This is a genomic window from Algoriphagus aquatilis (assembly GCF_042657405.1).
Lineage (GTDB): Bacteria > Bacteroidota > Bacteroidia > Cytophagales > Cyclobacteriaceae > Algoriphagus > Algoriphagus aquatilis.
On record NZ_JBHSKS010000004.1, the window covers coordinates 213,476 to 233,873 of the forward strand.

At 43.7% G+C, this 20,398-nt stretch carries 17 protein-coding genes; 7 read left to right on the plus strand and 10 right to left on the minus strand.

The window, feature by feature from the left end:
• Positions 1-111 precede the first annotated feature (111 nt).
• Positions 112-1,179 (plus strand): DUF3500 domain-containing protein, encoded by a 1,068-nt coding sequence (locus ACFPIK_RS07185; protein ID WP_377913692.1) that lies wholly within the window; start codon positions 112-114, stop codon positions 1,177-1,179.
• 71 nt (positions 1,180-1,250) lie between these two features.
• Here the strand turns inward: ACFPIK_RS07185 and ACFPIK_RS07190 are convergent, their stop codons facing one another.
• A complete protein-coding gene (locus ACFPIK_RS07190; RefSeq protein WP_377913694.1) occupies positions 1,251-2,885 on the minus strand; it encodes a M28 family peptidase in 1,635 nt (544 codons plus the stop codon).
• A 320-nt stretch (positions 2,886-3,205) separates the two neighbouring features.
• Here ACFPIK_RS07190 and ACFPIK_RS07195 point away from each other — a divergent pair, with 320 nt between their 5' ends.
• The 6 genes from ACFPIK_RS07195 to glgP all read left to right on the plus strand — a co-directional run bounded on the left by ACFPIK_RS07195 (position 3,206) and on the right by glgP (position 10,124).
• The gene (locus ACFPIK_RS07195) at positions 3,206-3,679 is read left to right on the plus strand and encodes a (2Fe-2S)-binding protein (RefSeq protein ID WP_377913696.1); all 474 of its coding nucleotides are present in this window, start codon (positions 3,206-3,208) and stop codon (positions 3,677-3,679) included.
• An 11-nt stretch (positions 3,680-3,690) separates the two neighbouring features.
• Positions 3,691-5,916, plus strand: coding sequence for a xanthine dehydrogenase family protein molybdopterin-binding subunit (locus tag ACFPIK_RS07200; protein WP_377913698.1), 2,226 nt, complete (start codon positions 3,691-3,693; stop codon positions 5,914-5,916).
• 35 nt (positions 5,917-5,951) lie between these two features.
• The gene (locus tag ACFPIK_RS07205) at positions 5,952-6,143 is read left to right on the plus strand and encodes a hypothetical protein (RefSeq protein WP_377913700.1); all 192 of its coding nucleotides are present in this window, start codon (positions 5,952-5,954) and stop codon (positions 6,141-6,143) included.
• A gap of 137 nt (positions 6,144-6,280) precedes the next feature.
• On the plus strand, positions 6,281-7,945 hold the full coding sequence (locus ACFPIK_RS07210; protein WP_377913702.1) for a carboxylesterase/lipase family protein: 1,665 nt from the start codon (positions 6,281-6,283) through the stop codon (positions 7,943-7,945).
• A gap of 76 nt (positions 7,946-8,021) precedes the next feature.
• On the plus strand, positions 8,022-8,396 hold the full coding sequence (locus ACFPIK_RS07215) for a hypothetical protein (RefSeq protein ID WP_377913704.1): 375 nt from the start codon (positions 8,022-8,024) through the stop codon (positions 8,394-8,396).
• 72 nt (positions 8,397-8,468) lie between these two features.
• Positions 8,469-10,124 carry an alpha-glucan family phosphorylase gene (glgP, locus tag ACFPIK_RS07220; protein ID WP_377913706.1) on the plus strand — a complete coding sequence of 552 codons (1,656 nt, stop codon included), beginning with the start codon at positions 8,469-8,471 and terminating at the stop codon, positions 10,122-10,124.
• Between the two features lie 69 nt (positions 10,125-10,193).
• On the opposite strand, the gene ACFPIK_RS07225 is transcribed toward glgP, so the two are convergent.
• From ACFPIK_RS07225 to ACFPIK_RS07265, 9 genes are all read right to left on the minus strand, one after another.
• A complete protein-coding gene (locus ACFPIK_RS07225; protein ID WP_377913708.1) occupies positions 10,194-10,658 on the minus strand; it encodes a hypothetical protein in 465 nt (154 codons plus the stop codon).
• Positions 10,659-10,951: 293 nt separating this feature from the next.
• Entirely contained in the window at positions 10,952-12,016 is a 1,065-nt protein-coding gene (locus ACFPIK_RS07230; RefSeq protein WP_377913710.1) for a PAS domain-containing sensor histidine kinase, read from the minus strand.
• An 85-nt stretch (positions 12,017-12,101) separates the two neighbouring features.
• The gene (locus tag ACFPIK_RS07235) at positions 12,102-13,769 is read right to left on the minus strand and encodes a PQQ-dependent sugar dehydrogenase (protein ID WP_377913712.1); all 1,668 of its coding nucleotides are present in this window, start codon (positions 13,767-13,769) and stop codon (positions 12,102-12,104) included.
• Positions 13,770-13,938: 169 nt separating this feature from the next.
• Positions 13,939-14,310, minus strand: a complete 372-nt coding sequence (locus ACFPIK_RS07240) for a response regulator (protein ID WP_377913714.1) — start codon at positions 14,308-14,310, stop codon at positions 13,939-13,941.
• Positions 14,311-14,312: 2 nt separating this feature from the next.
• Positions 14,313-15,788: a PAS domain-containing sensor histidine kinase gene (locus ACFPIK_RS07245; protein WP_377913716.1), complete on the minus strand. Its 1,476-nt coding sequence runs from the start codon at positions 15,786-15,788 to the stop codon at positions 14,313-14,315.
• A 723-nt stretch (positions 15,789-16,511) separates the two neighbouring features.
• Complete coding sequence (locus ACFPIK_RS07250) at positions 16,512-18,305, minus strand: acyl-CoA dehydrogenase family protein (protein WP_377913718.1); 1,794 nt, start codon at positions 18,303-18,305, stop codon at positions 16,512-16,514.
• Positions 18,306-18,348: 43 nt separating this feature from the next.
• Positions 18,349-18,708 (minus strand): four helix bundle protein, encoded by a 360-nt coding sequence (locus tag ACFPIK_RS07255; RefSeq protein ID WP_377913720.1) that lies wholly within the window; start codon positions 18,706-18,708, stop codon positions 18,349-18,351.
• A 54-nt stretch (positions 18,709-18,762) separates the two neighbouring features.
• A complete protein-coding gene (locus ACFPIK_RS07260; protein WP_377913722.1) occupies positions 18,763-19,938 on the minus strand; it encodes a thiolase family protein in 1,176 nt (391 codons plus the stop codon).
• A gap of 62 nt (positions 19,939-20,000) precedes the next feature.
• Positions 20,001-20,360 carry a four helix bundle protein gene (locus ACFPIK_RS07265; RefSeq protein ID WP_377913724.1) on the minus strand — a complete coding sequence of 120 codons (360 nt, stop codon included), beginning with the start codon at positions 20,358-20,360 and terminating at the stop codon, positions 20,001-20,003.
• Positions 20,361-20,398 lie beyond the last annotated feature (38 nt).

The window sequence follows — 20,398 nt, forward strand, 5'->3', positions numbered from 1 at the left end:
AGTTTAGACACTTCGGAAGTTGAATTATGCCGGGTATTGCCAAAAAGAAAAGTTTTTCGCCTACCTTTTATTAGCTATGAAAATCTCCTCCCTACTTTCCACATCCCATCCATGATAAAAAAGATCTTTTTCTCGCTGATTTTACTCTTCCTTACTTGGCAGACTTGGGCACAAAGTGCCGAAAAAGTCAAATCTGCCACCATCAGCTTTATTCAGACGCTCGAAAAGCCGAAGCAGGACTCTGTTTTTATTGACTTTGCTGACAGTGCTAGAACCCAATGGACCAATCTGCCTCTCGGGCTACAAGCCAGGTCTGGGCTAAGGTACGGCGACCTTTCGGAGAAAAGCAAAATCGCGTTTCATAAAGTACTGAGCTCACTATTTAGCTCACAAGGATACCTGAAGACTTTTGCGATCATGCAAGTTGATGACATTCTACATGAGTTGTTCGAAATCCAGTTTCAGCAAGGTAAGGTCAATGAGCGGAGCATGCAGTTTATCCGAAAGCTCAACTGGGATTATGGTAATTATTATGTGGCTATCGCAGGAAATCCACAAACCGAGGATATTTGGGGCTTAAAGTTTGAAGGACACCATCTGTCCATCAATATCACTGCAGCAGGTGATTTGATCACCATGACCCCGCTGTTTATGGGTTCGGATCCGGCTATCGTCGAGGATACTCAATATGCGGGATTGCGACCGCTCAGCAAGGAAGAGGATTACGGGTTTTGGCTGATCAATGCCTTGGATGACACACAAAAAGTCAAAGCAACCCTAAGCGAAAAAGTACCAGGAGACATCATTACCAGTCCCGATCGACCACAGTGGCTGGAGGAATTCCGAGGCATTAAAGGCTCCGAACTCAACGAAGGCCAACAAAAAATTCTTCATTACCTGATCGAAGAATACATCGGCAATCTGGACCAACAGAAAGCCGAAGAGTACCTCGCTAAGCTACATGCCCGAGGAATGGATTCTGTATATTTTGCTTGGATCGGTAGCTACGAACCGATGAAGGCCCATTATTACATCGTTCATTCTCCAGACTTTCTGATCGAGTACGACAACGTCGGATTTCTAGACAATGCCAATCATATCCACAGCATTTGGAGAGAAAAGGGCAATGACTTTGGTGAGGATATTTTGAAAAAGCACCGAATGGATCACAAACATTAAATCAAAAAGACCCGGCAAGTTTTGAAACCTGCCGGGTCTTTTCGCTTTATCGCGTCTTTAATAGGGCAAAATCAATTTACTCCAGCGCCGAATAAATCGCCAGAATTCCAAATAGGCTTGGCAGAAGTATTTGCAATGGAATAACTGATCAGAAAATTCAATTGAACATACGTTTTAGCTGCAGTGAAATTGAAGATTCCATCCATTCCGTCGGCGGCACGGTGGTAGTACTTGGCTCTCCATTCCTTCACAAACTTATCCAGATCAAATCCAGGAATGTTGGATTTGTTGCCATACTTGATGTGCAACGCTGGAATCCCGCTGACCACAAAGCTGTATTGATCACTACGGACAAATCGGTTTTGCTCGGGTTCAGGATCCTTTTCCACATCCAATCCGAGGTAATCTGCTGCAAATTTCACATTGTTCATCAAGCTGGAGTGCTCAGCACCCAATGGAACCACCGAAAGCAAGGGAGCAATCACCGTAGGCATATCGGTGTTGACATTGGCTACAATAGATGATTTGGGCACAGAAGGTTTAGCGGCGAAATAAGCCGAACCCACCAAACCCATTTCTTCTGCGGTCACCATCACAATGAGGATAGAGCGCTTAGGCTTTGCTTTTCCATTGACATAGACTCGGGCGATTTCCAAAAGAGACGCCACCCCGGAAGCATTGTCATGGGCACCATTGAAAATCGAGTCGCCATTTTCCGGTCTGCCTATTCCCACATGGTCTAGGTGTGCCGAATGCACCACATATTCATTTTTCAACTTAGGATCAGTGCCCGGAATCAGACCGATGACATTGTAGCTTTCAAACTCACTGTGAGTATTGGAGTAGCTGGCTGAGAAGGTGTAAGGAAACTCAAAAGAGGAATTCTTTCGAGCTTTAATAGCTGCCAACACCTGATCGAGGTTTTTTCCCGAATTCAAAAACAACCCTGTCAGAAACGACCTGCTACCGTTGAGTGCAAAGCCCAGATTTCCGACAAATCCCCGACCATAGGCAGTGGTTTTCTCAGGATTCAACGCCACATTGGACTGAAGCATGGGATTGGAATTGGAGAAGTTAGCTCCCAACGTAACCATAATGGTTCCCACAGCACCTTTGGCAAAGGCCGTGTTCATTTTATTTCCCGGACTAGAAAAGTGAGAAACCAGGGTCGAAGCGGGAATGCCATCGGGAACTCCGGCTACAAAAACCACTACTTTCCCTTTTACCTCCACACCTTCGTAATCAGAGTAAAGACCAGGAATATCCACTCCATAGCCCACAAAGACGAGTTTGCCTTCTCCTGAAGCCTTTGAAGATAAAGGATGAGGAACAGGCATAAAGTCCTTTCCAAAGATCAAAGAATCCACGTTTCCAATGGGGTCTTTCAGCACCGCTTTGGCGGAGGAATTTTGAACGACTGTTTTTCGGAGGAAAAGCTTTTGGGTGTATTGACCGGGATCACCACCGGGTTGCACACCTATTTTTTTGTATTGATCGATCACATAGTCTACCGCCATCTGGTAGCCTTCGGTACCCGGAAGTCTTCCTTTCAGTTTATCATCCGCCAAGTAGGCAATATGATTTCTGATCGTCACCGTGTCGATCTGGTTCATGGCCTTTTTGACCGAACTGGAAATGGGGACTTTTTGGGAGAATGCCTGGAAAGATAGCAGCGCAAGAAAAAGGATACTGAGTTTTTTCATCATTACGAATGGGTTACATCTGAATAGGTGGCCCAAAGTATCATTTTTAAGGCAAACCACCATTTAGGAAAATTAGAGATTCAACGACTTCATTTTGATTGGTAGGAAAGATCAGGGTTTACCAAAACTTATTTAGAAAGACCCACTTCAATTTTACTTGACTGAACACTTCGCTTGCTTCTAGGTTTGAAATCTAGTGGACAATTCACGTGGCGAAAATTGGAAATTCACTTAATCTGGATTTCTCTTCACTTGAATAATTGAAAGGGCATCATCATCTTTATTCCAAAGCCCAGTTCCCAATTCAACAAAACTCAAAAAGAATGACCAAACTGCTGATCAACGGAATAGAGTATGAAGTAAATGCCGAAAATGGCATGCCTTTACTCTGGGCTATCAGAGAACAATGCGGATTGACTGGAACTAAGTTTGGGTGCGGAATCGCCCAATGCGGGGCCTGCACGGTTCATCTGGACGGGCAGCCCATCCGCTCCTGCATCACTCCCGCGATCAGTGCCGAGGGGAAATCGATCACCACCATTGAAGGACTTGCAAAAAATCCAAACACCCTCCACATCGTGCAAGAAGCCTGGATTGCCGAGCAAACCCCTCAATGCGGGTATTGCCAGTCCGGTCAGATCATGTCCGCCGTAGCACTTCTGAACGAGCATCCTGATCCTACCGATGAGCAGATTGATGCTGCCATGTCTGGAAATATCTGTCGCTGCGGAATGTATGGCCGGATCCGATCTGCCATCAAGCGTGCTTCGGCCTCACTTCAATCTTCTACCCTTTAATCCAGCTGAACATGAAAAAATGGACTAGACGCGCATTTATTGGAGCTGGAGTATTGGCTGGTGGCACCTTGGTGCTGGGAATAGCTATCCGTCCCGGTAACCGAGCTTCTAAAGTTGCCGGTTTGATCGCTTCCGAAGGAGAGACCGTCATGAATATCTGGCTGAAAATCGCCCCGGACAACACTATCACTGCCATCATCCCTCATGCCGAAATGGGTCAGGGAGTGCATACCGCCCTAGCAATGATGCTAGCGGATGAAATGGATGCAGATTGGTCAAAAGTGAAATTTGAAGAGGCTCCTGCGGAAAAAGAATACGCCAATTACTCGATTGCAAAGGGTTTTATCGCAGGTAATGCCCATTTCCCCAAATTCCTTGATGAAACCATCAATGGCATTTTCCTCACAGCAGTAAAGTCCCTCAACTTCCAAATCACAGGAGGAAGCGCCTCGGTACGGTTCACCGGACAAGATGCCATGCGCATCGCAGGGGCAGCAGCAAAAGCGATGCTCCTACAAGCTGCGGCAGACACTTGGAAAGTGCCGGCTGAAGAACTGGTAGCCGAAAAGAGTTTCGTCAAGCATGCAAACAGTGGCCGAAGTGCCTCCTTTGGTGAATTGGCACCCGCAGCTGCCAAGGTCAAAACCCCAAGCCATCCCAAGCTGAAGTCACCAAAGGAATTTACCCTTATGGGCACCTCGTTGCCGAGATTGGACATTCCGGCCAAGGTGACGGGAGAAGCCAAGTTTGGAATGGATGTACAGGTACCCGGAATGAAATACGCCACGGTCAAAGCAGCTCCGGTCTTTGGAAGTAAAGTGAAATCTGTGGATACCACTGTCGGCTCAGGTCAATCTGGAGTCCTCAAGATTGTAAACTTAGGCGATGCTGTCGCTGTAGTTGCTGAAGGATATTGGCAGGCGAAAACAGCTCTGGATAGACTTCCGATTTCGTTTGAATCCACAGAAAATGATGGCCTAAATCAAGCCGAAATCTTATCGAGATACCGACAGGCCATGGATACCGACCACGCTGAAGGAAATCTTGAAACCCACTTCAAAAATGGAGACGCATCTAAAGCCCTTCAGGAAGCAAAGGTCCTGATCGACGCCGAGTATCAGCTACCTTTCTTGGCACATGCCACCATGGAACCGATGAACTGTACCGCATGGGTACAGCCTGGAAAATGCGAAATCTGGTGTGGTAGCCAAAATCCCCTCGGAGTCAAAGCCGCAGCTGCCGAAGTCTTAGAGTTGGAATTGGATCAGATAACCGTACATAATCAGCTTTTGGGAGGAGGTTTTGGAAGACGCTCGGAGACTGATGTGATCAAGCAGGCCATCCTGATCGCCAAAGAAGTGGACTATCCGGTCAAATTGATTTGGTCGCGTGAAGAGGACACCCAACACGACTTCTATCGGGAAGCGACCCTCAGCCGACTAAAGGCGGGATTGGACGAATCTGGTATTCCTACAGCGTATTCCCATCAATTTATTTTCAAGCATCATCCGCCTGAGGCTGCGGACATTCCTTATGCCGTACCCAACCAATTGATCCAGTATTCCAGTCCTCCTTCACATGTTCCTTGGGGCAATTGGCGAAGTGTGGATCACTCCACACACGGGTTTTTGAGCGAATCATTCATTGATGAGATGGCTCATGCTGCCAAAAAAGACCCAGTTGCCTATCGAAAATCCCTGATCAAAGATCATCCGAGACTTCTGGCTGTCTTAGAATTAGCTTATGAAAAGTCAAACTGGGGGAGTCCCCTTCCTGCCAATTGGGGCAGAGGAGTAGCTATAGGACAGTCCTTTGGGTCAGTCGTGGCCGAAGTGGCCGAGGTGGAAGTCAACTTGGAAGGAAAAGTCAAAGTACATCGGGTCGTTTGCGTAGCAGATCCGGGATTTGCCATTCACCCGGATGGATTCACGGCGCAGATGGAAAGCGGGATCATTTACGGATTGGCAGCGGCCATGACCGGAGAGATCACCATCGAAAATGGTGCCGTGGCACAGGGTAATTTTCACAACTATCCTGTGCCACGAATGAGTGAGGCCCCTAAAATAGAAACCCACATCCTGAACTCAGGAAATGCCCCTGGAGGTGCAGGCGAACCTAGTACCCCATTTATCGCTCCTGCTGTGACCAATGCCATCTTTGCCGCTACAGGAATCCGAATCCGTCAGCTTCCAATCTCCAAAACTGATTTGCGGGTATCTATTCGCCAAACAAGCTGATCCTTATTCTTCCATTCAAACTTCACTAAATCACTATGGGACTATTCTGGAATCTTCTCCAACAAAGCCAAATCTCTGAACAAAGCACCCGGGCCTCTACCCTAGAAGCCCGGGTGGCCTATTTGGAACATGAGCTTCGCAAAACTCAGGAAGTACTGATCAAAACGCTCAAAATCCTCGAAGAGCAAAGTGGAAAAGACATCAACGGGGACGGTAAAATCGGGTAAAGATCTTTATTCAAAAATCTCTAAGTCTCTTTTTTTCAAGTCATCAATTCTGCCATAGGTCATTTTGAATTAGGAAGGAATCAATCATTTTCTCATATTGAGACAATAGAAATTGACTCTTAAACCCTTTCTAAATCATGAAAAATAACCGTCGTGACTTTTTGCAAAAAATCGGACTGGGAACAGCCGGGATTGCAGCAGCTCCATTTACAGTAGGTGCACAACCAATCACTCCATCTACACCAGCGTGGGATGATGAGCAATACCTGAAAATCGGAGATGATATTGCCATCGCTGATACCAGCTTCGGTAAAATCCGTGGCTACCAGTTGAATGGTGTTTACACTTTCCTAGGTGTACCCTATGGTGCAAATACTGCAGGGAAAAATCGATTTATGCCTCCTCAAAAACCCGAAAAATGGGAAGGAATCAAGGATACCATCTGGTGGGGAAATACTGCGCCTCAGATCATGGACAATCGTTATGCGGCTGTTCATTATTCATTCGCAGATCATTGGAACTATGATGATGTCTCCGAAGACTGTCTCAAACTGAATGTCTGGACCAATGGATTGGCTGATGGGAAAAAAAGACCTGTATTAGTTTGGCTTCACGGAGGAGGATTCACCAACGGTAACGGAATCGAACAGGATGGCTACCACGGAGAGAATTTCGCCAAAAGCAAAGATGTGGTCTTTGTCTCCATCAATCACCGATTAGGGCCTATTGGATTTACCGACCTCTCCGGAGTAGGAGGAGAGAAATATGCTTCCTCCGGTAATGTCAGCCAACTCGACATCATCGCTTCGCTTCACTGGGTGCGGGACAACATCGCCAATTTTGGAGGTGATCCGGGAAATGTCACCATCATGGGACAATCCGGCGGAGGCGCCAAAGTCACTTGTACGATGTCGATGCCGGCAGCCAAAGGTTTGGTTCATAAGGGTGTTGCACTTAGCGGATCGATGCTTAAAGCGAATGATCAGGATTACGCCAGAAAATTGGGCCGATACGTCTTGGAAGCTGCTGGTTTGACGCCGGATAATGTGGATAAGCTTCAGGAAATTCCCTGGAGAGAATACATCGATATTGCCAATAAAGCACTGGATCGTATGCGAAAGGAAAACCCACAACCCGGATTCAGAGGGGGATTTGGGCCTGTGGCGGATGGAGTCAATGTGCCGAAAGGGGAGTTTTTTTCCAATCCCAACGACCATACGGCTGACATGCCGCTAATGATCTGCACGACCTTTCACGAGTGGGGGGCTACCCGCACCAATCCACAATTGGAAGCTGCGGGTGAAACCGAGATCATTGAAGCCATGAAACAGCGATTTGGTGACAAATCCGCTGAAGTATATCGGGCTTATGCAGCCAATTTTCCTGGGAAAAAACCTGCAGAAATTATGACCCTTGCCGCATCCAACCGCGCCAATGCAGTGGCCTGTGGTAATGCAAAAGCCAAACAAAAAGCCCCAGTATATATGGCTTGGTTTGGTTGGGAGCCCAATCTTTACAATGGCAGAATGCGCGCTTTTCACTGCATAGACATTTGCTTCTGGTATGACAATACCGACCGGATGTATACTCATACCGGTGGAGGTAAACGCCCCAGATTGCTTTCCGAGAAAATGTCAACCTCTTTGCTAGCCTTTATGAAAACCGGAAATCCAAACGCAGGTGTACTACCCAATTGGCCCAAATTCACGACCGAAAAAGGGGAAACGATGATCCTGAATGACACCTGTGAAGTCAAAAATGATCCGGATCGTGAAGCCAGAAAAGCTCTTCCCATAGCTTAATCCTTGGACTCAAAGCTCTAAAAGACTTGGATTTATCAGAAAGATTCCCCTTTTTGAAGTCCAAGTCTTTTTATTTATGAGAAAAAAATCAAACCTTTTACCCATACTACTAGGTGCATTTATTGGTGCCTTCGGCTATTGGACAACAGATTTTTCAGAAGGAAATGCGCTGTATCATTCGCTGTTCTCCATCAAGGCTCCCGGAGCATTTTCAGCAACACTTCTTATCGGCATCTTTAGAAAAAACCAACCCGCATGGAATGCCTTGATGGTTTCTTTAGGAGTAATGCTGGGAATGCTTTCTCGGATTTTTGCAGATATGATTGTAGATCCGAGTTCACATAATTTGTTCCCTTTTGAGTTAATGATAGGCTTAGCGATCGTTTTACCGGTTTCATTCGTAGGGGCCTATCTCATTCACGGTGTCTTTTTCATCGCCGGTAAAAATTAATTTCTGGCCTCCCAATGGCCAATCCTTCGTAACTTTCACGCAGTTATTTGTCATCCTAATTTCTCGTTACCTATGACCGACTTTAGAAACTACAAGGTTCCTTATGAACCTGCGTCTGAATATTCCAAGTCCGTGGCCTACTTCTCCATGGAGTTTGCGATCCATCAGCCTTTGAAAATTTACAGTGGAGGATTAGGCTTCCTATCCGGGTCACATTTGCGCAGTGCATACGAACTGAAGCAAAACCTAATCGGAATCGGAATCTTATGGAAATATGGCTACTATGACCAAAGCCGCAATCAAGATCAGACACTTAAGCCAGAGTGGTATGAAAAAAACTACAGTTTTCTCGAGGATACCGGTATCAAGTTTACGGTACCTGTGCATGATCAACCGGTTTGGGTAAAAGCCTGGTACTTGGCGCCAGATACCTTCCGAAGTGCTCCATTATTTTTGCTAAGCACAGATCTGCCAGAAAATGACTACCTCAGTCAGACCATCACTCACAAACTTTACGATGCTGATACTGCTGCAAAAATTGCCCAAATGATCATTTTGGGAATCGGCGGTGCCAAGCTGGTAGACGAACTCAACTTTAATCCTGATGTCTATCACCTCAATGAAGCGCACGGATTAAGCAGCGTCTTTTTCCTGATGAAAAAATTCGGCAATAAAGAGGAGGTGAAAAAGCGACTGGTCTTCACTACGCACACCCCCGAAGAAGCAGGTAACGAAAAGCACGAGTTTTACCTCTGCAATAAAATGAGCTACTTCTACGGTCACAGCATCGACGAAGTCAAGGCTCTCACAGGAATGGAAGGCTCGATGTTTAATCACAGCTTGGCCGCTTTGAGATTTGCACATGCTGCCAACGGTGTGAGTAAGCTTCACGGTGAAGTAAGCCGCAGGATGTGGGGAGAATACTCCGACATCCCGGAGATCCAATCCATTACCAATGCCCAAAACTGGAAATATTGGGCAGATAAGCAGCTTTACCGTTTTATGGAGGAGGCCGACAACGAGGGCTTCGATGATCGTAAGCGATATCTAAAAAAGCGTGCCTTCGATATTGTAGCCGACCAAACCGGTAAAATCATGGACCCTGACGTGCTCACAATCGTATGGGCCAGACGTTTTGCCGCATACAAAAGACCGGAGTTGATCACTCGGGACATGGAGAAGTTTGAAGAACTGGTCAGTAATACCCAACATCCCATACAAATCATCTGGGCAGGCAAGCCTTATCCGATGGACTATGGCGCAATCTCTGTGTTCAACTCTCTGGTCCATTTGAGCAAGCGCTACAAAAACGTGGCTGTCTGCGTAGGATACGAACTCGCCCTGAGCAAGCGGCTAAAGCAAGCCTCTGACATCTGGCTCAACAATCCCCGCGTACCTCGTGAAGCATCTGGCACCTCAGGGATGACTGCCTCTATGAACGGATCGGTTAATTTCAGCACCTTTGACGGATGGATTTGTGAGTTTGCCAGACATGGGGAAAACTGCTTCATCGTGCCTCAGGCGGACTACCATAATCTCAACATCCAAGATCAGGACGAGCATGATTTACATCACTTGTATGAAATCTTGAAAGGAGAAATTTTACCGCTCTATTACAGCAATAAGAGAAAATGGAGAGACATTGTGCAGGCAGGTATGCATGATGTGCGCTATGAATTTGAAAGTAATCGGATGGCGAAAGAGTACTATGAATTGATGTATAAATAGAAATCTGCACAGACTAGAAAAAGAAATAGCCTCGAATCTTCATTCGAGGCTATTTCTTTTTGAAGCACATTATGCCAAAGATTCCAACCTCCTGGCCAATTCTTCCTTATTGGATTTAAGTAGCTGACTGAGCTTTTCCTGATCCTCGATGCTTTCTTTCATCCAAGCAACACAAGGGCTCGACTCATCAAAGACTTTTATCTCCAAATTGAAAGAAGAAGCAAACTTTAAAAAAACATTGATTAGAAACTTCTGGTTAGGCGTTTTTACTATGACGCCGATTCTTTTATGAACCGAACCAGTGTTCCTGAATTCTCCAAGTCGCTTCACAAAGGCCATGACATCAATTTGATATCCGATAGCTGAACTTCCGGAAAAATCATATACAGTTGGAAAATCGATTCTATAGTCTTGATGATTGAATAATTCGCCAAGAAGATCCACCATATCCTTAGGAAAGATCTTTCCCTGAAAGCTGATGACAATCACTCCAAGCTCTTGGTTGATGGCAATTTGAAAACAGTTGCTTGGCATTTTCTCCGGATTTTTGACCTAAATCGGACCTAAAGATTGTCCAATTAGTTCCATAGATTCCTTATCAAGTACTTGATTAAGAATACAATCTAAACCGTAAACTCCTTTTTTCCAGTCTGTCAATGTTCTTCCTGGTCTGATTTGATAGTAAATGTGCCTTTTTGTACATAAAGAGTTACTGATTGATCTTTCATGTGTATAAAAAATAAATATGAAAAGATTAGTGGAGTTGATTTGATAGCTTGGGAATTCTGATGTTAAAAAAATCTGCAACGTCTGCTTTGCTGGTAATGTTAAGGAAAACTAATTCTAAATGTTGTTCCTTTGTTTACCTCACTTTCCACTTCGATTTTGCCTCCAAGTGAAGTGACATGATGGTATACTAAGTACAATCCTACTCCCTTGCTGTCGGAGTTACCATGAAAGGATTGATTCAGCTTAAAAATACGACTACCCACTTTTTCCAGATCCATTCCCTGACCATTATCCTCCACGCTTAGTTGGAGTGCTTCATCTATTGATTTGGTAGAAAAGTGAATTGTCGGATAGACTTCCGGGCGGGCATACTTGATTGAATTGGTGATGAGATTGAGGAATATGCTTTCAAGGTATTCTCGATTAAAATCTACCGTGTCACCTTCCGCAAAATCATAAGTAATCGTCGCCTTTGCGGAATCGATCAGAGATTTGATTGAAATTGAAACTGAACTCAGCACTTCAGTCAGGATGATGGATTCGATAGAGGCTTCTTTTTCGTGCCGTTCCTTTAGCACATCTATGTACTTATTGAGCGTAAAAGAAAGTTTTTTACCTGAATTTCTGACCAATTGAATGAGTTCGAGTGTCTCCCGGTCTTTAATTTTTTCAGCATCCAGCAGATCAAATGCTGAAAGTAGATTATTCACAGGTGCCCGAAGGTCATGTGAGGTAGAGAAGGTAAGCTGCTTCAATTCCTGATTCAGTTGACTCAGTTGGGTCAAAAGTGAGTTACGCTGAGCTTCGATTTCTTTTTGATGAGTAATGTTTTTGGCAATCGCAAAAACGACTTGTTGACTATTGACAGGCATGGAGGTCCACGAAAGCCATACCGTCTCTCCTGTTTTTGTCAAATATCTGTTTTCAAAATTCAAAAGCGGCTTTGATTGGAGTAACTGCTCCCTCACTCTAGTCGTGGTAGTTTTATCTTCGGGATGGATAAAGTCACTGATTGGGCGACTGTATAGTTCTTCCATACTATAGCCCAATACTTTAGAGACAGAAGTATTGATTTTTTTGAAATAGCCGTCAAAACCGGCGATACAAAAAAGGTCCGCTGTCAACTCAAAAAACAATTCATAATCAAATTTTGTCGGGCTCATAGGTTTTTTAGGGGCCTTCAAGATACACGAGGTGATGAATTGTTGAGTTGAACTTACATTAAATGTAAATGAACTGTAGAGCTCCTTATTTTACCCTATAGATCTTGCCTTCCGTTTTGCTCATGATATAGAGCTTTTTAGTGGCATCAAGACCAAATTTGAGATCGACCCGATCGTGATTGACAAGAGTCTTCATGGAGACTTCCTTTCCTCCGAAAGTTACAGCCCAAGATTGGGTAACCGGATTGGGCAATTCGCTTAGGTCTGCAAAAAACAATCTGCCCGAAGGCACATCTCCAAACACAAATTTTCCTTTCAACGGGCCTTCTGAAACTATGTACCCGCCAATGACTGCCACAGTCTCGTCATGTTCCAGTTGGATCAGAGGATAAGTCACTCCAAACTTAGCATCATCCTCTGGCAATGGATAAAGCGCGCGAAAACTTCCGAAAGGATTAATCACAAAAGTACCTTCACGAACTGGCCAACCGTAGAATTTACCCGGCTCGATTCGGTTGATCTCCTCGATGCTATGCTGTCCGATATCAGTAGCATGAAGATTTCCTTTATCATCCCAAAAGATTCGATTTGGATTTCTGAAGCCATAGGCTAGCACTTCTCCCGCCATTCCTGGCTTTCCGGCAAACGGGTTGATTTTTGGTATTCCATATTTTCCGTTTTTGCCGTCTTTTCCGGCAGGGTCGATTCTCAAAATACTGCTGTAGATTCCTTTTCCCTGATGATTGGAGATGGCCGCAAAGCGCTTTTCGGCAGTACCCCCATCACCATAACCGATGTAGAGTAGGCCATAATCCGGATCTCCTTTTTTGGCAAAAGGATTAAAAGTCAACTCCTGCATACCGTGGGCTTGGGATGCATTGTCGATCCTTAGAATTTCACGGTCTGTTCCTTTGAAAGCTTTGGCCTTGGGATTTTCTGCTTTCCACTCGGTGAGCACCCACTGCATAAAGACATTAAGGCTATCTGTGTAGCCAAAATCTGAAGGAGCCGTACCCCCGGGTTCGGTATGAGAAGTATAGAAAAGTCCGTTCGTTTCAAAATCAGGATGAAACGCAAAGCTACCCACTCCGGTCGCCCAGCCTGGCTTGCTGACCATGGCAGGTCGTTTTTCTTTTAGATTGAGGAAAAGAGCAGGTTGTTGGTTTTCTATTTCATATAGACCGATCCGCTGGTCATTGATGAAAAGGCGGTCAGTTCCAGGAATAGGTTCCATTTTGGTCATTTTGGCCAAAGGAGGTACGGTGTCTGAAGCTGGTAATTGGGCGAAAAGTTCAAGTTCGAGTCTGATCCCGGAGTCTTGGATTTTCTCAGGAATCAGATTGGAGGTAGTATCTCCGCTGATTGGGATCGGCAAAGTCTCAAACGTATGCATGTAGCTGAGCAATGCGTCAATATCCTGATCTGTCAAAGCAGGAAATCCAGGCATCTGTGTTTTGTATTTTGCTAAAAGCTCGACGGCACGAGGATCTTTAGCTTCGATGGAAGCCGCTGGATTTTTGATGAAATTACGAATCCATTGCGTTTCCACTTGCCTCGTGAGTCCGCTTAAGTTTGGACCAATTGCGTCCTCATTGAAATTATGGCAAGTTGAACACTGCTGTTCAAATATTGTCTTGCCTTTGAGTATCTGACTGGCATCCGTGGAGATTTCCGACCCAAATTCCTTTTTGGAAGGGGAACAGGAGTAAAGAAACACCAAGCTTGTGGCAGTAAAAATCAAATAGTTCTTCATCACTTAAAATTGGGATTTTCTGAAGCAATGATAAAGTATGATTCAGAGTGAAAGCTTCTTTTTTACGGAATCCATTTCAGGATTCATTTTGAAAACGAGCCACCTGCAAAATTTTAATTGGGTCAATCATCTACTTGTAATTAAAAGGGGTAAATCACAACCTGCAATTTTATTCATTTAGGTACATTCGCAAGGTCGATCTAATCTTGTTTAAGTCAAACGGTTTCATAAAGTAACTAAGTATCAGTCCGGTGTTTATGGCATTGGCAATTTGTTCATCAAAGTCATACCCAGACATCAGAAAACATTTCATTTCAGGAAAGCTTTCCTTGACTTTGGCAACAAAATCGAAACCATTGATCTCCGGCATTTTCAAATCTGAAATCACCGCCTTCAAATCACCATTTTCCTGTAAAATTTCAAAAGCTTCATATCCGTTAGTAGAAATGATAACCTCGTAAAGTGAGCTGAAATTTGCCTCAAACAATTCCAAATTCATGGGTTCATCGTCTACGTAGAGTATTTTAGGTTTGGTTTTCATTTCTAGCTTTTTAGAGGCAATAAGATACTAACATTCGTTCCCTCCCCAATTTCGGATTCAAAGGAAATCATGCCCTGATGTTTTTGAATAATGGAATAGGTAATTGACAATCCCAAGCCGGTACCTTCTCCTGGAGGTTTGGTGGTGAAAAAAGGGTCCGTGATCTTTTTCAACACTTCTTTACTCATACCACTTCCTGTGTCCTTAATTGTGATTTCGGCTTGATTATGATTTATGGCAGTCTCTATAGAAATCAAGCCTTTACCTCCTCCGATCGCATAGATTGAATTGTTGATAAGGTTTGTAAATACCTGATGAAGCATCCCTACGTTTCCGTTGATCAAGAGAGGTTCTTTAGTATAATTTTTTTCAAGATTAATTCTGTCTTCAAATTTTGAATGAAGTACTAAAAACGAGTTATCCAATATGGCATGAAGATCACATGTTTCTCCCATGGATTCATTGTTTCTGCTGAAGAGATTCAATCCTTTTACAATAGCCGTGACTCTTTCGAGTCCTGTCTGAATACTTTTTAAGAATAAATCTGTACGTTTTGGATTTTCACTTCCGAATTCATTGAAATATTCAGTGAGTCCAGTAGATGCACCCATGATGAAGTTCAGCGGGTTATTGATTTCATGAGCGACCCCTGCCAGTAAGGTTCCCAAGGAAGCCATTTTCTCTTGTTGAATCAACTGTGTCTGGGTTTCCTGAAGTCGTAGAAGGGTATGTTCAAGTTGAAGATTCTTTTCGGAAATTTCTTTGTTTATATTCTGAATTCTGGCATTACTTTCTTCGAGTTGTTGGGTTCTTTTTTGGACTAATGATTCTAAATTTTGTCTGTAGAGTTCCAGCTGATCTTCGTATTTTCTGCGGTCCGTGATATCCTGGAAGACCGTCAGAAGGACTATTCCTTTTTCTTTATCCTCAAAAGGAATAGCTGAAATGGAGACTATCTTTTTATTTCCTTTAAGGCTCAGAATCTCCACTTCAAAGTCTTTTACAAAACCTTTTTGCTGAAAATGTGCAAGAAATACCTTTCGGTCTTCCGGATTTCTATATTGATTTTGAGCAAGGAACCCTTTTAGATTTTGGCCTTCTACTTCAAATAATTTTTCAGCATCCTCATTGTAATCTATCAGTTCACCTTCATTGGAAGAAATGACTATGGGTACAGGGGTTTTCTTGATTTGATACTTCAAACGAGACTCAGACTCCAGCAATTCTGAATTTGCATTGGCATAATATTCAAAAAGTTTACCTGCAGAAACATAAATCAAATAAACTATAAACATGATGGAGGTAATGGAAGAGATCATCCCTGTTGGCTCAAGCAAGAGATGATTCAAGTCTCTTACAGGAATTATAAAACCCTGCACACTCCCAATCCCAATAAAATAAAGGTAGATACCGAAGGCTAGGAAGTAGGTGATAGAGGTTTTTTTAAATCCAACCAAGGAATAAATCATCAATGGCATCAACCCCCAAAATGCCCCAATCAGGCTGATGTGATAAACTTGAAATATCGTCAGTGCTGAAAAAACGAGCGCAAGTGAATGGACTTTTATTGAAATTTTGATTTTAGACTTAAAAAATGAGAGAACAATAAGGAATAAAAAAAGAATGGAATAAAAGATAGCCTGATAGTATAAACCCGTATCAAACACTCGAATTAAGCCGATTAGGTAAGGTATTGATGCAAAAACACAGGTCACCAAAAGTGCCTTATCAATTATTTTTTGTTTTAATTCTTCCATCTGAAATTCATTTCCAACACCGGATTTCTTGCATTTAGGTATTGTTCCTACTCTACTAAACCACCGTAAAATCAAATTTCTCCAAAGTATCCAAATCCGCGTTTTTTAAAACCTACCGATTCAAATCCAAATTTGATCCACTCAATTTAATCCAAAACAAGATACTAAGATCAAGGAATGATGTCTGGTTAGTTCGAAGTTTTTAATTCAGCTAAGTGAAACATAATCAACAGGAATCAATGAAAAAGTGGGACAATCAAATGGAATCACCTAAGTAAGCGAGTTGAATTTGTCTTAATCGATTATGTCCATTCAAGAACCCCAAAGCCGGGTTTTGGACGCCTCTCAGTTTTACCAAAAACAATGAGACTTAGGAAAAATAAAAAAACCTCCGGTCGCTTTCATAACCGGAGGCTTCGCCCTCAACCAATCTATCTCTATTGTTTAAAAAGGGTATTTTCCTTGGGCAATCATGTAATCCGCTATCTGCCTCCTGAGCTCCTTCACATTGATAAAGTCAGGTTTGGTAAATCTCTTCAGACCCATCAGCAGAACTTTTTGCTCATCTCCTTTGGCAAAGGAAACTATTGCCTCTTTCGCTGATGCCTCAATCTTGTCCACAGCTTCATAGAGGTAAATCTTAGCCATGGCGATTTGATTTTTTGCTCCATCCTCTCCATTTTTTGAGGCGATTTTCTCAGCTCGGAGAATTGCGGATTCTGCAGCATAAATCTCGATCATCACATCTGCCAGGTTCATCATGATCTCCTGCTCGTCTTCGATTCGATCTTGTAGCGACATCGCAGCTTTTCCTCCCACCATCAAGAAGACTTTCTTGAGTTTTTTCAGGATATCTTTTTCTACTGCGAAAAGCTCAGAAGCATCGATGCTTTCAAAAGAAGGCACGGAGGTAAGTTCTGCAGCAACAGCCATGGCTGGTTCGAAAAGGTTGATTTCACCTTTCATAGCTCGCTTGAGCACCATTCCAACCATCAGCATACGATTGATCTCGTTCGTTCCCTCGTAAATCCTGGAAATACGGGCATCTCGGTAGGCTCTTTCCATGGGAGCATCCGCCGAATAGCCCATGCCACCATAGATCTGTACCCCTTGATCGACTACATAATCCAATACTTCGGAGCCGTGGACTTTGGCAATGGCTGCCTCAATAGCAAACTGCTCCAAAGCTTTTAGCTTAGCTTCGGCATCAGGAAGACCATCTGCGGTCAATGCTACCATTCGATCTTCTATATCCTGTCCGGCTCGGTAACAAAGCGATTCGGTAGCAAATATTTTGGTAGCCATTTCTGCAAGTTTGGACTTGATCGCTCCAAACGTGTTAATGCTGACCCCAAACTGCTTACGATCTGTGGAGTACTTGATGCTAAGACTGGTCACACCTCGTACACCGCCGAGGACACCTGCACCAAGTTTCACACGACCGATGTTGAGAATGTTCACGGCTATTTTGAACCCGTTTCCACGATCAGAAAGCATGTTCTCAACAGGAACAGGGCAATCATTGAAGAATACTTGACGGGTGGAAGACCCTTTGATTCCCAGCTTTTTCTCTTCTTCGTTCATCGTAATGCCACCAAAGGTCTTCTCTACTATGAAGGCTGTGAGATTTTTGTCATCTTCAATTTTGGCAAATACAATGAAGAGATCGGCAAAACCGGCATTGGAAATCCACATTTTCTGTCCATTGATCAGGTAGTGTTTTCCATCTGGGGTAAGTGTCGCTTTGGTTTTGCCACTATTGGCATCCGAACCTGCGTCAGGTTCTGTCAAGCAATAGCAAGCAGCCCATTCACCTGTGGCGAGTTTGGGAAGGTACTTTTGCTTCTGGTCTTCTGTGCCATAATACAAAATCGGAAGTGTACCGATTCCTGTGTGTGCACCATAAGTAGTAGAAAAGGATCCTGCTCCGCCAATGATATCTGCGATCAGCATGGAGGTATTGAAACTCATGCCCAAACCTCCATACTCTTCTGGAACAGAAATACCCAATAAACCAAGTTCCCCTGCCTTTTTGAATAATGAAGGAACAAGCTGAGGATTTTTCATGCTGTCAATCTCCTCGATATTGGGATTGATCTCTGTATCGATGAAATCCTGACAGGCCTGTGCCATCATTCGTTGCTCTTCGGTAAACTCCTCAGGAATAAAAATCGCCTGGGCTTCTGTATCGCGGATCAGAAACTCTCCGCCTTGGATGGATTTTGATATGGTAGTCATATGAGATTAAGATTTAAGACGTGAGACTTAAGACTTAAGACAGTCACGCTTGATTTTCAAATTTTTGGATTAGTGCGTATAGCATTTTTTGAATTTCTGTTAATTCAGCAGTGATAGAATCGATTTGATCAAAATTGACAAATTCTAATTCCACACTTACATAAAGCTGAGACTCCAATTCACAAATAGACCCATGGGCCACCCCAAGAAAATGAAGAAATTCCCGGTCTGTCCTTCTACCACCTCCTTCTGCAATATTTGACGGAACGGATACAGATGCTCTTCTCATTTGAGAAACAAGTCCGAATCGCTCCTCGTTAGGAAAGTTTGATGTGAGCTTATAAATAGTCGCACAAAGCTTTATTGATCTTTTCCAAACATTCAATTCCTTGTAGTTATGCATGGCTATTGTCATTAAGTCTAACGTCTTGTGTCTAGCGTCTAATGTCTTTTAGTACTACTTCAGTAACTCGTAAATACCCGCAACTCCCTGTCCGCCACCTACGCAGGCAGTGACAAGACCATATTTTTTATTTTGCCTTCTCAGTTCATTGAAAATCTGAATGGAAAGCTTGGCACCTGTGCATCCGAGTGGGTGACCTAGGGCCACTGCTCCTCCGTTGACATTGACGATGTCAGGATTCATGTCGAGGGATTTCATTACAGCTAGACCTTGTGCGGCAAATGCTTCATTGAGTTCGATTAAGTCTATGTCACTCAATGTAAGTCCCGCTTGCTTCAATGCTTTTGGCACTGCTTCTTTTGGACCAATTCCCATAATTCGTGGATCCACTCCAGCTACAGAATAAGACATCATTCTTGCCACAGGCTCTAATCCCAAGGATTTCATAAGTCTTTCAGACATCACTACCACAAAAGCAGCCCCATCGGATGTCTGTGAGGAGTTTCCTGCGGTAACTTGACCTCCATTTTTGAAAGCAGGTTTCAGGGCTGCCAAGACCTCCATGGTCGTACCGGCCCGAGGTCCTTCATCCGTATCGACGGTAAACTTTCGGGTTTTCTTTTTTCCTTTTTCGTCGAGGTAGGTTTCCTCAACTTCAACGGGCACGATTTCGCTTTTGAATTTACCTGCCGCAATTGCAGCTAGGGCTTTTTCATGAGATCTTACCGAAAATGCATCGGCCTGCTCGCGTGTGATGTCATATTCTTTGGCAAGTTCCTCTGCAGTCAAGCCCATACTCAAATAGTAGGATGGCGTCTGCGAAGCAATTTTCCAATTGAGTGCCGTTTTATAACCCATCATTGGGACAAGTGACATCGATTCCGTACCACCTGCGATGATGCAATCCGCCATACCGGCTTTGATTTTACCCACTGCCAAAGCGATGGCTTCTAAGCCGGATCCGCAGTAGCGGTTCATCACAAATCCCGGAGTATCGATTCCCAGGGCTAAAAGAGATATCATTCGTCCCATCTGCATGCCTTGTTCAGCTTCAGGAACGGCATTTCCTACGATCAGGTCATCGACCATTTTTGGTTCAAGACCGGGGGTATTTGCGACTAAGTGCTTGATCACATCTGCAGCCAAGTCATCCGGTCGGTAAAATCTGAAACCTCCCTTTTTGGCTTTTCCTACCGCCGATCTATATCCGTTTATTATGTATGCTTCCATTTTTAATTAGTTTTTGGTAATTGGGTTATTGGTTTAGAGTATCAAGTAGCTAGAATCAAGTATCAAGATTTGGACTCAAGTGAGGTTTTTAATCCCATGATCATTCGATGAACCTCTGTAAGATCTGCCTCCATTTCTCTGGCGAGTTCTTGATCAAGAATTCCTACTTGTTGTGAAATGATCATTTGAGTTTCGAGCTCAAAACTTTCTCCAAGACTGACCTCCAATGAATTCACAAATGACTTTGAGGAAGTTTTTGCACAACCCTCGGCAATGTTTGAAGGAACAGACACACCAGCTCTTCTCATTTGAGAAACGAGACCGAATTTTTCCTCTACAGGAAACGATTTGGTGACGGTGTAAATCTTAACAGCTAAATCAACAGCTTTCTGCCATACTTTTAATTCCTTGAAGTTGTGCATAATCAGTGTGTTTAATGTCTTGATACTTATGTCTTGAT

Bases quoted from the DNA above. Each gene is read 5' to 3' on its own strand.
- glgP (WP_377913706.1), top strand. From the start codon at position 8,469: ATGACCGACTTTAGAAACTACAAGGTTCCTTATGAACCTGCGTCTGAA.
- ACFPIK_RS07245 (WP_377913716.1), bottom strand. From the start codon at position 15,788: ATGCCATTGATGATTTATTCCTTGGTTGGATTTAAAAAAACCTCTATC.
- ACFPIK_RS07205 (WP_377913700.1), top strand. From the start codon at position 5,952: ATGGGACTATTCTGGAATCTTCTCCAACAAAGCCAAATCTCTGAACAA.
- ACFPIK_RS07260 (WP_377913722.1), bottom strand. From the start codon at position 19,938: ATGGAAGCATACATAATAAACGGATATAGATCGGCGGTAGGAAAAGCC.
- ACFPIK_RS07190 (WP_377913694.1), bottom strand. From the start codon at position 2,885: ATGATGAAAAAACTCAGTATCCTTTTTCTTGCGCTGCTATCTTTCCAG.
- ACFPIK_RS07210 (WP_377913702.1), top strand. From the start codon at position 6,281: ATGAAAAATAACCGTCGTGACTTTTTGCAAAAAATCGGACTGGGAACA.
- ACFPIK_RS07240 (WP_377913714.1), bottom strand. From the start codon at position 14,310: ATGAAAACCAAACCTAAAATACTCTACGTAGACGATGAACCCATGAAT.
- ACFPIK_RS07255 (WP_377913720.1), bottom strand. From the start codon at position 18,708: ATGCATAACTACAAGGAATTGAATGTTTGGAAAAGATCAATAAAGCTT.
- ACFPIK_RS07225 (WP_377913708.1), bottom strand. From the start codon at position 10,658: ATGCCAAGCAACTGTTTTCAAATTGCCATCAACCAAGAGCTTGGAGTG.
- ACFPIK_RS07235 (WP_377913712.1), bottom strand. From the start codon at position 13,769: ATGAAGAACTATTTGATTTTTACTGCCACAAGCTTGGTGTTTCTTTAC.
- ACFPIK_RS07185 (WP_377913692.1), top strand. From the start codon at position 112: ATGATAAAAAAGATCTTTTTCTCGCTGATTTTACTCTTCCTTACTTGG.
- ACFPIK_RS07230 (WP_377913710.1), bottom strand. From the start codon at position 12,016: ATGAGCCCGACAAAATTTGATTATGAATTGTTTTTTGAGTTGACAGCG.
- ACFPIK_RS07250 (WP_377913718.1), bottom strand. From the start codon at position 18,305: ATGACTACCATATCAAAATCCATCCAAGGCGGAGAGTTTCTGATCCGC.
- ACFPIK_RS07200 (WP_377913698.1), top strand. From the start codon at position 3,691: ATGAAAAAATGGACTAGACGCGCATTTATTGGAGCTGGAGTATTGGCT.
- ACFPIK_RS07215 (WP_377913704.1), top strand. From the start codon at position 8,022: ATGAGAAAAAAATCAAACCTTTTACCCATACTACTAGGTGCATTTATT.
- ACFPIK_RS07195 (WP_377913696.1), top strand. From the start codon at position 3,206: ATGACCAAACTGCTGATCAACGGAATAGAGTATGAAGTAAATGCCGAA.
- ACFPIK_RS07265 (WP_377913724.1), bottom strand. From the start codon at position 20,360: ATGCACAACTTCAAGGAATTAAAAGTATGGCAGAAAGCTGTTGATTTA.